This window comes from Pseudoclavibacter sp. 13-3 (assembly GCF_021168475.1).
In the GTDB taxonomy this organism is placed as follows: Bacteria; Actinomycetota; Actinomycetes; order Actinomycetales; family Microbacteriaceae; genus Pseudoclavibacter_A.
In genome coordinates this window covers 136,715-151,975 of the sequence record NZ_JAJOZT010000001.1, presented here as the reverse complement: position 1 = coordinate 151,975, position 15,261 = coordinate 136,715, and the positions used below count along the sequence as shown (strand labels likewise).

Sequence of the window (15,261 nt, the reverse complement as noted above, 5' to 3'; positions counted from 1 at the left end):
TCCATGTCGAACAGTGAGGACCTCATGCTCAAAACTCCACGCGGGCGCATCATCACCAGCGCGCTCCTCTCGCTTGCCCTGCTGTCCAGCGGTGCACCAGCTGTGGCCGCAGACGGTGGGCAGCCGACGCTCGAGCCCAAGCTGAGCGTGACCGACTTCACCGAGACCGGCATCACCGTCACCTCCCAAGGAGTGAACTCCTTCTTCCTGACAGATGAGAGCGACCATTCCAGCGACCGGTCGATACGCGGGTACGTATTCTTCGACCCCGACATGGTCAGTGAGACGACCATCCCAGTCAACGACGTCATCGACATGTTCGCCAACAAATTGGGCACAGACCACGGTCGGATCAGGATTGAGGGCTATGCGTTCTCGACTGATCTGGACGAGAGGGGGCAGGGGCCTCTGGCCACCGCAGAAGTCGACATTCCGGAGCCCGGCAGCACCGACTCGACTGTCTCCTTCGTCTCCAAAGACATCAGCGACAGCTCTGTGCTCCGTGTCGGTGACGATGTCGAGTACGTGCAATACGCGCTCACGCACGATGGCCATGTCTACTCCGATACGCTGCCGGTCGCTCACGACGACACTTGGGGCGACCCCAATATCACCACGAGGTCCGTCAGTATCGACTCACCATTCCACAGCGGGTTCATCGACCTCGAGTCAGGTGATCCGGTGAGCGTCACCGGGTACACCAAGGACTGGAAGAAGACTGCCACAGAGACCGCCGTTGTCAACACTGATGCCGCGGACTCGAACGCCGTCACCATCACGGACGGCGGACGAAAGGGGAAGGTCAACGCAGGTGGCGTGCACAATGTGTCCGTCATGTTCAATGGCTCGAAAGCAGACATGCCAGATCCGAGGCTGTGGCATGTGGGGCTCAGATTCACCACCGACGCGGACGGCAACTGGGACATGGCCCACCCCGACTATGTCGAAGCCACCACACCTCCAGGTGTGGATGGGGACATCTTCACCACGGATGAGTGGAAAGCGAAGCTTCAGACGCTGTTCTCCACGCCGGGCACCCATGCATACGTCGATGCGTGGGACACCGAACCAGTCGAGAGCGGCAAGGGGTGGTCGAACTGGGGCCACAACATGCGAGAGTACGTCGTTGCAGACTCGGGGACTGTGACCACCCATGCGATGTCCCGAGGACGGGTGACAGTCAACGGTGAGGTACCGCACGGTGATGAGCGCTTCGCGAATCGCTATCGGAATGTCCAGCTCCCCGTCCTATCCGACAGCGGGTCAGAGGACACTGACACCCCGACCACTCCGGTGGACCCCGATACCCCCGCAACACCCACTGATCCAGCAGCCCCAGGGGCTGACAACCAGACAGACGATGATTCGTCGGCGACGCAGGCCCCCGGTGAGGTGCAGTCGGAAACGCCTGACAGTGAGAATGTCGTCGTGCACGATGACCCGGCGGCCACGAGCGGGCTGCTCGCCCGAACCGGTGGTTCGTCAGCGACCATCTGGATTGGTGCCGCAGCCCTGGCCCTTGTGATCGCAGGCGTCGTCATCATGACTGTCGCTCGTCGAAAGGCACACCTGCCAGCGCACCGGTGATGGGCGCATAGGTGGTCCCATGAAGATTCTGCGGTACAGCGGGCCACGTTCGCTCGCAAGCGATTTCGGGCTGAGAGCGGACGAAGTCGGGATCGTCTCGCCGGGGATGGGACCAACTCTCATCCACACTGGCGTTCATGTCGCTCTCCCAGATGATGTCTCAGCGATCGTCTCGCTCTACCCGGAGCAGCGGGCTCGAGGTCTGCACCTGGACGGGGCATCGACCTTTCTGCCCCCGGGCTTCACCGGCGAGATCACCCTGCTGCTGATCACCGCAGGTCCGAGGGTCGTGCCGGTGAAGTCCGGGCAGCCGCTCGCACGCCTCACACCAGTCCGTGTGGTCGCACTGCATCCAGTCCGAGTGCTGGCTCCAGCAGCGCGCGGGCTCGGAGGTCGACTGGAGGGAGTGTGACGGCATCCGCGCATACGACCTTCTGACAGCACCTCTGCAACGAAGGAGCACACCATGACTGAACAGCGCATCTCCAAACGGATCCGCACCGCACTCGATCGCACCGCCGACATGCCCGGAGTCGCTGTCGTCGTGGGGGAGCGTGCAGCTGACATCGACTACGACAGCCTGTATCTGGCACGTGTGATCGGGGTCGTGAAGATCACCGATGAGAGCCTCACCTCCGCTGACGAGGACGGGGTGCTCCGGATCGACACCAGCGACTTCGACGACCCGTACGACCGCATCCAGTACTTCCTGCGCGCGATGCTCCAAAGCGCCGGCGTCGCCTTTCAGCACAACGGCGAACACTCACTGCTGATCCGCGGCCTCAGCCCGATCGACGTGATGATCATCCGCGGGTTCGCAGCGCAGCAGCAGGCGGCTGCCTGAACACAGACTCGACGGCAGGGGCCCCACCTTCACCGGCACCCTGACCTTCACCGGCACCCTGCCGTCGACCATGGGGCTGTAGCTCAACGGCAGAGCGCAGGTAGGCCGCCTGGTTGCTGGTTCGAATCCAGCCAGCCCCACAGAAGCGCCGCACACATCCGTGAGGTGGAACAGCCCCAGAACAGACGGAGAGAGCAATGGCAACAAGCGCAGGCCCAACACGAGGAATCAATGTCGGAGTGACCCCCGGAAATGGCACCCCCGGAAGCTTCGCACCACACGCCCACAGCCACTATGACGGCCCCGACCTCGGGCAAGAGCCGAGCGTGCCAGCCGAAGCGGTCGCCGCGTACTTTGCGGCAGTGTCCAGCCGGCCGAGGTTCGACGAAGGCGAGCACTATGCTGCCAACCACGTCGTCGCAGAGCACCTGCTGCTGACCTCACCAGAAACCGCCCACCTCGACGATGACAGTCTGCACCGGCAGGCCGCGGTTCTCGGCGAGCTCGCATTCCAGGCCGGGCAGCCTGTCGCACAGACCGCCGCACAGGAGCTGGATCTCGTGCAGTCCGACGTGAGTGTCAGCCAAGCGACCGTGCTCGCCGAGAGACTCGCAGGGCTCTGCCAGAAGTCATGGAAGCGCTCATTCCAGTCACGTGACCCGCTCGAATCGCAGGTATGGTCGCAACGCTGCCGGGCCTATGCGTTCGCGGCAGTGGACACCGCTGGCGGATTCACCATCGCCGAAGACCGGGAGGCAAAGGCCTCACGTGTCGCCAGCCGTCTGGGGGAAGGCATTCCACCTGCGGAAGTCGTCGCTGAACTCTGACTCTCACCGCTACGCATAGGTATCCGTCGTACAGCCAGACGATGGAGGAGCGCATGAGCGACCAGCCGCAGAAGACCCTGACCCGACGAGCGATCCGGACGGTCGTAGACCTCGCACTGGCGCTCGATCATGGGCTAGTACCGTCTCAGGTCGTCACCGTTACAGCTGTCGCGCTCGGTGTCTCCCGCCCGGAGGTCCCCGACACGAGTGAGCTGATCTCGCGCATCCTCCTCTCCGACGACAAGGCCACACCGATCGCTGACGTCATCCGTCTGGCTGCCGTGGACCCGCTCGACCTTGCTCTCGAAGTCCTGTCGTTGGAGCGCGAGGGCATCAAAGCAGTCTGGTCAGTCCTCGAAGCCCTCGGTGCGACGGACGGCGGGAGACTCCCGCAGGCCGACACTCAGGCTGCTCGTCGGACGGCGCAGGTGCTCGCCCGGTTGTCGCCGGAGACCATCGCCATCGCCGAGGCAGCAGCGCAGTTCTGCCGCGGCGTTGTGCCGAAGTCAGACGCGGTGCCGGAAACCGCTGAGCTGGACGAGGAGCAGCTGGAGTCAGAGGAGACGGCACCCGAAACGGTGAGCGACGGGTTCCTCAGCGCCTACGAGGAGGACTGACCCGCTGTGGCCAGATCGAAGAAGTCGAAGAAGCCAGCTGGAGCGAAGGCATCTGGCCCTCAGAGCGCCACACCGTGGCAGGACGCCGGCCTCGTCGACGTTCCAGATGAGCGGTCCCCTGTCAACGCGAAACAACCGAAGTGGCGCAAGCGCTACCGGCTGCTGGCGTGGGCGTCACTGATCGGCATGCCCATCGTGCTCGTGGTGGATCTGAGTCTCGCCACAAAGATCATGGACCCGAGCTTCGGCAGCTCCGCCGTGCAGGTGGCTGACCAAGTGGACTCTGTCGGGAAGTCGACGGCGTGGCTGACGATGCAGAAATGGCTCGCCGGCGACCCTGCACCGATGCCGGGAGCAACCATCGTCTCCTGGGACGGCTTCTCGACGAAGAGCCAGGACAAGAGCGTCTCACAGCAGGTACTGCAGGCGTGGGGCGAGCGGGATTACTCCGTGGAGATGCACCGGTTCACCCTGGTTGACAAGGCCGGTCAGGTGTACGAGGCTGACGTGACCGTCGCGGTCGACGGCAATGGCCAGTCTGAAGCGGTCGGCACGCCGTCGGCATTCCCGGTCGCGCCGTCGTCGAGCGGGTGGTCGACGAAAGGTCCGTGGATGGACACCGTCGAGACCACGAAGACCGATGCCATGAGCGAGGCCGTCAACAACTGGGCGAAGGCCTACACCTCTGGGGACTCGGCGACACTGCGTCTCGCGGTCGGGGATCAGGACGCCAGCCACACGTACATGACGCTCGCGAAGGTCGGCTCTGTCTCCACGATCATTCAGAAGGCGGCGTACAAGCCGATGCTCAAGGACAAGACCTACGAGTCACAGCAGAACCCGTCGACGGTGATCGCTCAGGTCGAGATGAAGGTCGCATGGGACGGTCAGGACCCGCGCGAAGTCGACTCGAAGGGGCAGAAGCAGACGTTCGACGTGCTCATTGAGAGCGCGAACACCGCCAGCCCGAGAGTCGTGGCCTGGGGTGCCACCGGCACCGGGCCCGACCTTGAGCCCTACCAGAATGCTGTCACCGGCCGCCAGATCAAGAAGGACGCCGGCCAGGCGAAGACCCAGCCGACGCAGCCCGCCCAAGCACCCACCGATCAGCAGCAGCCTGATCCGTCGGTGCCGATGGATGCGCAGTAGAGGAGCAACCTTTGAGCAAACACTCAAACGCCGGCGGCATGCACCAGCCAGCCACACACCCCTCGTGGCCGACGACAGTCCGTTCCCGCAGAAAGAACGGCATCATCCAAGGCATCAGCAATGACGTCTGGCTGTACAAGCGCGTGCCGCTGGCGCCGATCCGTGACGCGAAGACCGTTGAGGACGCCCTCGGCGCGCAGCGTGTGCTCGACAACGCCTTCGAGGCCTGCGCATCACTCGCCAGCGTCAGCGGGTCAAAACGCGGCATGAACAAGGGCCGCTACCGACAGTTTCATCTGATCAGTGTGGTCGTGCCCAGATTCTTCCAGCCGCCGATCGACCATCCCATTCACGACTATCTCCTGGAATCTCACGGAGACGTCGTCACCCAGGAGAAGGTCGTGCTGTTCGGTGTCCGGCTGAACAATAAGTTCGCCAGCCGTGGCTTCAAAGAGGCGGTCGAGTCTGTTGTTGACACCATGGTCTCCGGTGGAGTGCCGATCTCAGACTTTGAGGCCGACTATCAGAAGGTGAACGCCGCCCTCGAACGCGCCGGACTGCTCGACATGCGCGATCGTGACTTCAAACTCGCGAATGGGTGGTGGAACTTCGGACGGAACCCCGACATCCCCTTCGTGCCGTACCGCGACCACGTCAGATTCTTCACCGACAGTCGAGCGACCCGGGCTGCCGAGCTGATGGGGTTCGACAAGCCAGAGCTCTGGGACGACATCGAGGGGCAGCGCCCACTGACGTTCGCCGCCGTCGGAGACTTCGACCTGAAATACACCTCGGAGACCGAGTCATGGGTGCGCTGGGCGATGGCGCTGCAGGACGTCGGCGCTCCGATGATCTCCATCCGGGGACTGGTGGAGCCGCCGAAGATCACCCGCTCGGAGGTGCGAGGGCAGATCGTCCAGTACCGTGGCGACATCCGAGACCGCCAGTCAGCAGGCAAGCTCTCCAAAGACGAGCTGGAGCAGAAGCTCGCCGAGCTGGAGTCGATCGACCAGGCGTACTCAGCGGCTGGCTCCGCTCCTCCCACTCTTGTGGACACCTCGATCGTCTGCGCCATCCCCGGGCAGGTCGCCGACCTCGAAGACATCAGCATGGGCACCATCTTCTCCATGAACGCCATGAGCGACAGACAGGATCTCGCCTGGATGGAGTCGCAACTTGCCAGCCCGTGGCGATCGAACCCAAATCTGGAGGATCTGCCATCCACGACGGTCGCATATTCCGGGGTGCTGTCACAGTCGGCGGTTGGCGACGAATCAGGCATCTGCATGGGGTTCACCCAGAACGACAGCCAGCCGGTCTGGCTGAGCCCAACCGCCGTGGCCGACGAAGACGTACCGCCGATCTTCCTCGTGGCAGCAGGCTCCGGGTCAGGCAAAACCATGATGCTCCTGAACATGGCCGACCAATTCAGCCGCATGTCGGTTCCGAACATCATCGTCGACCCCAAGTACGGGTCAGACCACACCGCTGCAGTCATCGCCTCAGGCGGCCAGGTCATCTCCATGGACGACCTCGCCTCATCGGACGGCGCCCTCGACCCGCTGCGCTTCTCCGTCGACAACCCGCAGGAACAGATCGACACCGCCGCCGCCACAATCCTGCAGATCCGCCCATGGGCCGAGGAGCCGGAACGCTACGAGCGGGAGCTCAACAGCGCCATCTCCTACGGCGTCCGTCAGCGTGGCGCGAAATGCACCGGAGAGGCGCTCGCGTACGCCTACAAAGACGGCAAGGCGTCCAAAGAGATGGTCATGCCGATCTTCCAGCTGAAACAGGACAGCTCGCTTTTCGGCTCATTCTTCGGCATCCACCCAGAGTCTGCGGCGCTCGGCTCCTACGACGGCACCACCCTCCTGAAGCTCGGGAAGACCCGACTGACACTCCCCACGAACCCGAACGCCCACAGGAACCTGAACGAGCGCATCGGCGTTGCAGTGGTGAAGATGATGTTCGTCGGAGCGATGATGAGTCTGACAAACCGTGACGGCGTGATCCTGCAGGATGAGTCATGGCTGCTGACGAACACGAGCCCCGAGGCAGCCGAGGAGGCCGGTCGTCTCTGCAGGTCGATGCGAGTGCTGCCCGTGTTCTTCTCCCAAGACATCACCGGAGCCATCCGCGCTGGTCTCGGCCCCCACGTCTCGCGTGTCGCCATCGGCCACATCCGTGAGCGCAATGAGGCCATCGCTGCCCTGCAGGTCGCCAGAATCGAACCCACGCCTGACGTCGTCCAGCGGATCATGGAGAAACCGATGCGTGGCGGCTCGGATGGCAGCCAGGTCGTCAACTGGTCGTCCATGGCATCGCTGCGCCGGCGCAACCCAGACGGTACCAGCGAGATCGTCCGAGGTTCGGTCTTCATCATCACCGACCTCGCAGGACGATCCGCGCCGGTGGAGATCCGGCTGTCGAAAGAGTTCCTCGCCCGGGCCTCCACGAACCGTCAGGACATCATTGCGCGTGAACAGGCAGGTGCCGCCTCACCCGCATAGGTGTCAGCATGGGATGGTGTGCGACACAAGGTGACTGCCGGCAGCTGATGCGTGAACTCGACAACTCGAGCGTCGACGTGATCATCACCGACCCGCCCTACGAGATCGGGCAGACGCAGAAGCCCGGCCTGCACTGGGATGACCACGGCATCGCATTCGACCCAGACGTCTGGGAGCAGTGTGCTCGAGTGCTGAAGCCCGGCGGGCACCTCGCAGCATTCGGGGCCTCGAAAACATACCATCGGTTGGCCTGCGCGATCGAGGATGCCGGGCTCGTCGTCAGAGATCAGCTGATGTGGCTGTACGCCTCCGGTATGACGAAAGGGCTTGCCTTCGACCGTGTGTTCGTGAAGACTGGCCGCCCAGACCTGGCTCACGAGTACGCCGGCACGCACTCCAAACTGAAGCCGGCGCATGAGCCAATCTGCTTGGCAGGCAAGCCGTTCGACACGAACATGCCAGACGGCGTCGCCCAATGGGGAACCGGCACCCTACAGATCGACCAGTGCCGGGTGCCGACCGAAGATGAACTCGGTCGCATGCCCGGGCAGTCTACTGATGTTCTGCGCCTCGGCACCAGGGATATGCCGAGCTCCACGCACGAACTCGGACGGTTCCCGACGAACGCAATCCTCGTCGACGACGGCGCAGGAACCACACGTGAGCTCATCGACGATCTGGTCATCACCGGGCGCCCCAGGCAGGTCGCCCACATGTTCCCGAGCGTGGTGGACCAGGTGTTCTATTCGTCGAAGGCCGCCAAAAGCGAACGACCCACCGTCGACGGGGCCGGGCATCTCACGGTGAAGCCCCGTGCTGTGATGCGCTGGCTGGTGAGCCTACTGGTGCGTCCGGGGCAAGTCGTCCTGGACCCATTCTGCGGGTCAGGTACGACTCTGCAGGCAGCTGACGAGCTGGGGGCCGAGGCCATCGGATTCGACCTTGACCCCCACTCGATACGCCTCGTTCAGGCCCGTATGTCAGATCGCAAGACCAGCCACTGACGATGTGAGACGGACGACCATCTCCTCAATCCGCTCGATGCGGCCGCCGGCGCCCAGGCAGGTGGCCACCCTCTTCAGCGCAAGGTCTACTCGCAGGTCATCCCACTGCTGCGATTCCCGCAACGGGCTGAGCGAACCGTCAGCGCGCACCCGCGAGCACCTCGTAGCGATTACCGCGGAAACTGCCTCCGGCACTGACTCCTCAGCCGACTCAGGCAGCAGCGCGCTCGCGGCGTCAGTGATCTGGGCGATGTGTTCGTCGGTCGGCCGGATCGCACCGGCGATGAACCCTCGCATCACCAGAGCCGTCGTGCGCGGCCCTGACTCCAAGAGCGTGGAAGCCTCAGCGAGTGTCAGCCCGTCCCAGAACCGCAGGGCAAGGTCCGGGATGCTGTTCTGCTGGCTGGCGGTCATGGTCCCTTCGACAAGGGCAACCCACGCGGCCAGTGACTCGAGCGGCAGCGACGGTGTCGTCTGCAGCAGACGCTCCAGCGCTCGTCGACCGTCTACGGTGGCGACAGGCCGGCCGGAGATCCCCAGGTAGGTGAGGACTCCGACAGCGGCGGGATGCATCAGCTCTCTCGGGCGCCGGTCCGTAGACGTGAGCATCCGATCGAAGGTGTCCAGTGCCTGGTCGAACCGCTGGTCGTCTGAGGTGGTCTCGTCGTCGGTGGCCAGTGCGGCCTCCAACCGGATGCTCGCGGCGCTGGCGCGCTGCGATTCCGACGGGTCCTCGCGGATGATGCCGGTGAAGGTCTCCGATTTTGCTGCGCGAGCTCGAATATCCCGATGCTTGGACAGGGCGGTCATCTTCATCATCTGCCGTGCCCACCCCAGCAGCGACCGCCCGGATCGGATCATCTCCAGATCGAGTGTCGAATGAGACCGTGCTGTGTCACGGATAGCCGCGATCTTCTTCTCAATGTCGAAGACGATCTCATCCACCAGGTCATGGCCGATCTGACCTGAGAACCGATAGCGTCCGAAGACGACCTGCTCTGCCACTCTCGCCTGGATGACGATTGCCGCGAGCTGGCCGCGCACATGTCGCTCCTGATCGGGTGACTGGGAGCCTGAGTAGTAGGCGCAGACGAGGTCTTTGGCTTGCTGGTCGTACTGGTCGTTGATCGCACGGTACGGTGATGTTGTCTCGGCCATGAGCGTCGGGCACGGTCAGGCTCCGCGCACATACGCGGATTTGAAGCCGATGTGCCCCCTCCGCGCTGGCATGTGCGCGGCCCGATCGCACGGCGTTACGACGCATATAGTCCCGTAACACCCGCAACGGAATAGATGTCAGCTGATGGCGGCATCCCGGTCGACGATGTTCACCGGTTTCACACCCGCTCGGTCCTGCTGCCTGACCCCAAAACGACGCTTCGTCTGATCGGGGTCGAAGACCCGACCGGTGACCGGGTCGAGTTCGACTTTCGCCCGGCGGGCGCGGCCTTTGATGATCGCGTTGTAGCGTTCACCGGGGGAGCGGGCGTTCAGGATCTGAGACGCCGTCTGCTCCGAAACCTTGTAGCCGTAGACTGTCCCGCCCATCCGCATGGCGAGCACGCCTCGTGCCTTGTCGTAGCCGGCCTCGCTGATGAAGCTTCGACGCTGAGACAGCGGCTTGAGAGGCACACCCATCTGCTTGGCACGCTGTCGCCGACGGTTCATCAACGAGCGCACCGAGCTGAGCGCGGTTCGAGGGCGACGCGACTCGAGGACGGCGTTGGCAGCCTCCGCGAGCTTCAGTCCCACCTGGTCGGTCGGGTCGAAGCCGAGAGCTTTCGTCGACCAGACTCGAGGCTCATGCTCGGTCACTCGCACCCATGAGCTCACCTGCCGGCCGTTGATAGTCGCCGAAACCGGCACGTCGAACGTGCGGTACCCGTGCGTCGCCGAATAGCGGCGGATCGCAGTCGCGCTCGGCATCCGAAGGGTGACACCAGCGCCCTCATACCTCATGCGGTGGGTGCGGCGGTTGCCGGACAGCGCCCGCCCAGAAGTCTGCCCGGGCGTGTAGTCGTCGGGCATCTTCTCGAAACCTGCGCCGGCGGCCTCGTGCTCTGCCGAGATGAACGACCCCGACCACCACCGCTTGATGCCACGGGTGTCCGACGGGTCAAGCGATGTCGATGCTGCGGCGGCGCCGACGGAGCGGCTGCTGTCGGCGAGTGCCTTCGCCCGCTGCTGCTGTGCGGTCTTGCTGACGTTCAGTGGGTGAGGCGCAAGCGACACCTCCGGCGTGCTCTGCAGCTTCTCCGCGAAACTGCCGGGGGTGCCTTTGCCCGGGGTGATGCCGATGTCTTTGCCACGGATGTGCTCGCTCATGACCAGTGATGTGTGCTGCCCGCGCACATGACGGGACATGAAGCATCTGAGTGCAAAGTTCGTCGTCATCCTGGTGGCCGTCATCGTCGCGGCAGGCCTCGGCAGCATGAAGCTCGGCGCCCTTGACGCGCTGAAACAGGCGGTCGGCACCACCTGGAGCGACCCGCAGACGCAGGGCACTCTCAGGGACCTGTTCGGCACGGGCCGCGACGTGCTCTCCAACGGCTCGAAGGTGATCGCCGACGCCGCCACTACGATCGCTGGGCAAGGCGATCAAACCTCTCAGGTGCGGGGCTCCGAACTCGGCTTCGACGTCAGTCAGGTGAAAGACACGCTCGGTGGCCTGCAGGTTCGCGCCGATGACCGTGGCGACGACTACAACCGGGAGGGTCAGTTCGGCCCGGCCTGGCAGGACGTCGACGGCAACGGCTGCGACACCCGCAACGACATCCTCGCCAGAGACCTCACCGCCGTCCGCAAGGATGGCAAGTGCACCGTGGTCTCCGGGCACCTCGAAGACCCGTACACCGCCCGGGGGATCGACTACCAGCGCGGCCGGGCAACCTCATCCGCAGTGCAGATCGACCACCTCGTTCCACTGAAGAACGCCTGGCAGTCCGGTGCCCGCAACCTCAGCCAGGAACGCCGGGTCCAGCTCGCCAACGACCCGCTGAACCTGCTGGCCGTCGACGGCCCGACCAACCAGGCGAAGAGCGACAAAGACGCCGGCGAATGGCTCCCGGCGAACGCCGCCTTCCAATGCCAGTACGTCGAGCGCCAGGTCTTGGTGAAAGCGAAGTACGGGCTCTGGGTCACCAATTCGGAGCGTGACGCCATGGCTGGTGTCCTCGACCGTTGCCAGCAGTGAGCGGGATCAGAAGTCGTCGTAGGTCTCTGGTACCACCGCTGGGTTCGCTGAAGACGGTTCTGATGCGCGCTCAGGGTCGGTCTCCGGTGACGCCACGTCGTTGAAGAAGCTTGCGAGGTCGTCAGCGATGTCGACTTCCTCGACAATGCCGACATCCTCAATGACCGGTGTCTCGTCCACGACTTCGACCGTGGTCGTGCCGTCGTCTTCCTCCAAGACGCCGAGACGGTGGCCTGAGCTGTTCCGTCGGTACACATCCAAGTCCGGCAGCTCTTCCGGCCGCAGCGGCGAGCGACGAGTCTTCAGGTGCGCGCCGAGATCCGCTTGTGGCGTGTACCACACCTGAATGACCTGCGTAGGCCCGACCAACGGCTCCCACAATCCGCGGCCTTTCGGTATGAAGGACCCAAGCTCGGGCGCATCGTCCGGGTTCCGCAGCGCCGACATTCTGTCCCCGTAGGAGGCCTTTCCGAGCAGCGTGCGTGCCAGGTTCACTTTCAGGTCGCCACCACCTGGGACCGTGTCCAAGAGCTTTGCAGAGAGCTTCTGAGTTCCGAGCAGCAGAGTCACGCCTGCAGATCGTGCTTCGCGTGCGATCTTGCCGGTGATGGTCCCGATGGTGGCTTTGTCGCTGTTGAGCGCGATCACGCGTTCCCGCTCCGCCATCTCATCTGGATCACTCGACGGGTCAGGCACCTGTTCCTTGCCCATGAGCGAGGTGAACTCATCAACCATGACCCAGATGCGGGTGGGTCGCACACTCTCCGGCAGGTCCGCGTATGACGGCACGCCATGAGCGGCATTGAGGTCTTTGCGCTTGGTCACTTCGGCATAGATGTGCTTCAGTACCGCCGCAGCATCGGTGATCGTCGATGCGAACGCGGATGCGTAGGGGCGGACGAATGCGAAGTCGGCACCGCCTTTCATCGGGTCGATGATGTAGACGTGCTCCTCATGTGCCGCCGCAGCGTAGATGAACGTCTGCGCGAGCACAGATTTCCCAGAGCCGGTCAGGCCAGACAGGAGGGCATGAGGACTTTCCTTCGGGTCAAAGATGACGGGCTCGCCTTCGACCCCCATGGCGAACGGCACGCATCCCTCGTCTGCGAGGCGATCGACGAGCTCGAAGTCGTACGGGACGCCTTTCGGCAGCGGGTTCTCTCGGCAGACGAGCATGCGGACATGGTCGGGGCCGGTTTCGCTGTCGCGAATGTCGATGAAGTCGTTGCCGGATGCTGCCCTGAGTTTGCCGACCTTCTCCCGGACGTCGGCGGGCGCGAGCCCCATCGGCAGCTTGAACGTGAGGTCCTGCACCCGGTCGTTGTGAGGCAGAACCCCCGCTGAGACGAGTGAGGGCACTGCGCCGTTCTCGCTGACGACTTTCGCGGCGATGAAGACCTGCTGCCAGTTGAGGCTGGTCACATACTCACGGTTGCTGTCAGCCGGGTTCGCGTACTCGATGCCGTCAGCACCGGGAGCTGCGCCGACGACGATGGTGGCCCGCCCGGTCTCCGCACGGTCGACGATCAGCCATTCGACACCAAGGGTCTGCCGGATCTTCTCTGACTGTCTCCGGAGTGCATCGAGAGTCACTCCGGCGCCGAGGAAGATGTCCATTCGCCAGATGGTGCCGGACGACGTGGCGGTGGTCAGAGCGGTGAGTTTCGTCAGGTGCGGGCGAGCGAGACGGCAGGCGTCGAACGCGTGGGAGAGGAAGCCGGCCAGGATGAGCCGCTGCGCTTCGTTGCCTCGCCCCGCCGGGACATAGTCCTGTGGAAGGGTCGGCAGGTCTGTTCCCGCGGGCACGGAGACGACCATGAACGCTTCGGAGTGGGCGCGACCATCTCGGCTCGCAGGGTCCTTCCACGGCTGCACGGAAGCGAACGGTGCCGCTTTCAGCGTGGTCTTCAGCTTGTGCTCGGTGTCCTGGTTGGTGAACTCCGCAGGCGTGACACCCTGAGGTGTCACGAAGCCCCAGGTACCGACTGTGATGCTGCGCGCGACACCCGTTCTTCGGTCGATGTGGCGGTACTGGTACTCGCGCTCCGTCGACGGTTGCAGTACCGGTTTGCGTCCGCCCTGTTTGACGATGTCCGTCCAACGTTGATCCCAGCGACGAACCCTCGCGAGCTCGTCGAACCGGTGCACCCAACGCGGTTGAATGCGAGCGATCGGTGGTTCGGTGAGAGCACCAAGGTATGCGCAGTCATTCTCCGGATCGGCAATGATCTCGCATCCGAGTTCTGCCGCCACACGATCGAGGATGCCGAGCTCCATGAGGACGCTGACGGTCACGTCAGGGTTTGCCGGGCTGCGCCACACTGTGCCGAACGCGGCCCTCGCATCATCGAAGCCGTCGTCGGTGTCTCGCTGAGATGGCGGGTCCGTGATCGGGGCGAGCTGCTCGAGGACGAGCGGCGGGAGCTTCTGCACTGCGTAGGCGGCGCGGGAGGCGACTGTCTCGATGACCAGCTGGCGGATGTCGTCGTCAGTCTCGGCGGCAGAGACGGCTGGCCAGTCGTCCGTGAACCAGGTGATGACGCGAAACCGTGTCGGATGCGATGTCGACGGCACTGGCTGCCCCTGGCTGTCGAGGTTCGGCTCAATGAGCAGTGCGACGGTGGCTCCCGGGTCGACGAGGGTTTCGAAGTCCTGCAAGCGAGCGAACATGCCGCGTGACCCGACCTCCGGAGGGGCGTCGAACGTGTCGATGGTGGCCACGTCGCCAGACAGCCGGGAACGGTCGACCAGACGCGGGGCCGGGTCGAGCTTCAGCACCTCCCAGCGAGGAGCCCACTGTGCGCGCCCATCGACCATGTCCCGCCAGTGGGCGATGACCGGCCCATGGAGCCCCACCTGCAGGGAGAAGGGGACGCAAGCAAGGCCGAGAAACAGCGAGCTGAGGAACGAGACCTTCGACCCAAGCGCACAACCCGCGACAACCACGAGCGCAGCCGCGAGGACCCCGGAGCCGAGACTGATCATGGTACGCAGGTTGCTGGAGGTCAGCCGCTTCCAGACCTCGGGCAGATCGAGTCCGGGGCGTGGCTGGACATCATCGGCGAACTGCCGGGCGATGGCCGGAACCTGTAGAGCGAGCACAAACGCGCCCCACGCGTTCAATGCCGGGAACAGCGGCCACACCACCTGAAACGGCGCGCTCAGCGGCAGGAACCATCCCGCGACCCCTGTGAGAAGCGCGGTGAAGGAAGCCATGAGCGGCGGCCAGCCGATCGAGCTGATCTGGGGGACGATGAGTGAGAACCGTCCGGCGCGGAACATCTCGTGGCGGGACATGGACTTCTGCTCCGCCGTAGATGCCGGCTGGACTCGACCGGTTCGGTCTTTCTTGCCTGTGAGGATCGGCGGCTGAGAGAACCAGCATGCAGCGACGACGAGGATCCAGAGCAGGGCGACGGCGGGTACCTGCCACAGCCACCAGGCGAGCGCGGCGACCGGCACGGACCCGACGAGCACCCATGGTGCGATGTCGGTCTCATTCTGAGGTGGTCTGACAGCCATGAACC

At 64.1% G+C, this 15,261-nt stretch carries 12 protein-coding genes and 1 tRNA gene; 10 read left to right on the top strand and 3 right to left on the bottom strand.

Going from position 1 to position 15,261, the window contains the following annotated elements; all coding sequences use genetic code 11:
• Nucleotides 1-24 precede the first annotated feature (24 nt).
• The 9 genes from LRX77_RS00745 to LRX77_RS00705 all read left to right on the top strand — a co-directional run bounded on the left by LRX77_RS00745 (nucleotide 25) and on the right by LRX77_RS00705 (nucleotide 8,541).
• Nucleotides 25-1,587: a hypothetical protein gene (locus LRX77_RS00745; RefSeq protein WP_231830915.1), complete on the top strand. Its 1,563-nt coding sequence runs from the start codon at nucleotides 25-27 to the stop codon at nucleotides 1,585-1,587.
• Between the two features lie 106 nt (nucleotides 1,588-1,693).
• The gene (locus tag LRX77_RS00740; protein WP_231830914.1) at nucleotides 1,694-1,999 is read left to right on the top strand and encodes a hypothetical protein; all 306 of its coding nucleotides are present in this window, start codon (nucleotides 1,694-1,696) and stop codon (nucleotides 1,997-1,999) included.
• 54 nt (nucleotides 2,000-2,053) lie between these two features.
• Nucleotides 2,054-2,431, top strand: coding sequence for a hypothetical protein (locus LRX77_RS00735; protein ID WP_158031264.1), 378 nt, complete (start codon nucleotides 2,054-2,056; stop codon nucleotides 2,429-2,431).
• A gap of 72 nt (nucleotides 2,432-2,503) precedes the next feature.
• Nucleotides 2,504-2,571: transfer RNA gene (locus LRX77_RS00730), tRNA-Ala, on the top strand.
• A gap of 99 nt (nucleotides 2,572-2,670) precedes the next feature.
• Nucleotides 2,671-3,258 (top strand): hypothetical protein, encoded by a 588-nt coding sequence (locus LRX77_RS00725; protein ID WP_158031265.1) that lies wholly within the window; start codon nucleotides 2,671-2,673, stop codon nucleotides 3,256-3,258.
• Between the two features lie 53 nt (nucleotides 3,259-3,311).
• The gene (locus LRX77_RS00720) at nucleotides 3,312-3,875 is read left to right on the top strand and encodes a hypothetical protein (protein ID WP_158031266.1); all 564 of its coding nucleotides are present in this window, start codon (nucleotides 3,312-3,314) and stop codon (nucleotides 3,873-3,875) included.
• Nucleotides 3,876-3,881: 6 nt separating this feature from the next.
• Nucleotides 3,882-5,024 carry a hypothetical protein gene (locus LRX77_RS00715; protein ID WP_158031267.1) on the top strand — a complete coding sequence of 381 codons (1,143 nt, stop codon included), beginning with the start codon at nucleotides 3,882-3,884 and terminating at the stop codon, nucleotides 5,022-5,024.
• Nucleotides 5,025-5,035: 11 nt separating this feature from the next.
• Nucleotides 5,036-7,537, top strand: coding sequence for an ATP-binding protein (locus LRX77_RS00710; protein WP_158031268.1), 2,502 nt, complete (start codon nucleotides 5,036-5,038; stop codon nucleotides 7,535-7,537).
• Between the two features lie 47 nt (nucleotides 7,538-7,584).
• On the top strand, nucleotides 7,585-8,541 hold the full coding sequence (locus LRX77_RS00705) for a DNA-methyltransferase (RefSeq protein ID WP_192496667.1): 957 nt from the start codon (nucleotides 7,585-7,587) through the stop codon (nucleotides 8,539-8,541).
• Here LRX77_RS00705 and LRX77_RS00700 read toward each other — a convergent pair.
• Together LRX77_RS00700 and LRX77_RS00695 are read right to left on the bottom strand one after the other, a co-directional pair.
• Nucleotides 8,518-9,486, bottom strand: a complete 969-nt coding sequence (locus LRX77_RS00700; RefSeq protein WP_231830913.1) for a hypothetical protein — start codon at nucleotides 9,484-9,486, stop codon at nucleotides 8,518-8,520. The genes LRX77_RS00705 and LRX77_RS00700 overlap by 24 nt on opposite strands.
• Before the next feature lie 351 nt (nucleotides 9,487-9,837).
• The gene (locus LRX77_RS00695; protein WP_158031271.1) at nucleotides 9,838-10,866 is read right to left on the bottom strand and encodes a KTSC domain-containing protein; all 1,029 of its coding nucleotides are present in this window, start codon (nucleotides 10,864-10,866) and stop codon (nucleotides 9,838-9,840) included.
• 37 nt (nucleotides 10,867-10,903) lie between these two features.
• Between LRX77_RS00695 and LRX77_RS00690 the strand changes: the two genes are divergently transcribed.
• Complete coding sequence (locus LRX77_RS00690; RefSeq protein WP_225733203.1) at nucleotides 10,904-11,734, top strand: HNH endonuclease family protein; 831 nt, start codon at nucleotides 10,904-10,906, stop codon at nucleotides 11,732-11,734.
• A 6-nt stretch (nucleotides 11,735-11,740) separates the two neighbouring features.
• Here LRX77_RS00690 and LRX77_RS00685 read toward each other — a convergent pair whose 3' ends face one another.
• The gene (locus LRX77_RS00685; RefSeq protein WP_231830912.1) at nucleotides 11,741-15,256 is read right to left on the bottom strand and encodes an FtsK/SpoIIIE domain-containing protein; all 3,516 of its coding nucleotides are present in this window, start codon (nucleotides 15,254-15,256) and stop codon (nucleotides 11,741-11,743) included.
• Nucleotides 15,257-15,261 lie beyond the last annotated feature (5 nt).

Bases quoted from the DNA above. Each gene is read 5' to 3' on its own strand.
- LRX77_RS00695 (WP_158031271.1), bottom strand. From the start codon at position 10,866: ATGAGCGAGCACATCCGTGGCAAAGACATCGGCATCACCCCGGGCAAA.
- LRX77_RS00720 (WP_158031266.1), top strand. From the start codon at position 3,312: ATGAGCGACCAGCCGCAGAAGACCCTGACCCGACGAGCGATCCGGACG.
- LRX77_RS00685 (WP_231830912.1), bottom strand. From the start codon at position 15,256: ATGGCTGTCAGACCACCTCAGAATGAGACCGACATCGCACCATGGGTG.
- LRX77_RS00705 (WP_192496667.1), top strand. From the start codon at position 7,585: ATGCGTGAACTCGACAACTCGAGCGTCGACGTGATCATCACCGACCCG.
- LRX77_RS00740 (WP_231830914.1), top strand. From the start codon at position 1,694: ATGGGACCAACTCTCATCCACACTGGCGTTCATGTCGCTCTCCCAGAT.
- LRX77_RS00745 (WP_231830915.1), top strand. From the start codon at position 25: ATGCTCAAAACTCCACGCGGGCGCATCATCACCAGCGCGCTCCTCTCG.
- LRX77_RS00690 (WP_225733203.1), top strand. From the start codon at position 10,904: ATGAAGCATCTGAGTGCAAAGTTCGTCGTCATCCTGGTGGCCGTCATC.
- LRX77_RS00735 (WP_158031264.1), top strand. From the start codon at position 2,054: ATGACTGAACAGCGCATCTCCAAACGGATCCGCACCGCACTCGATCGC.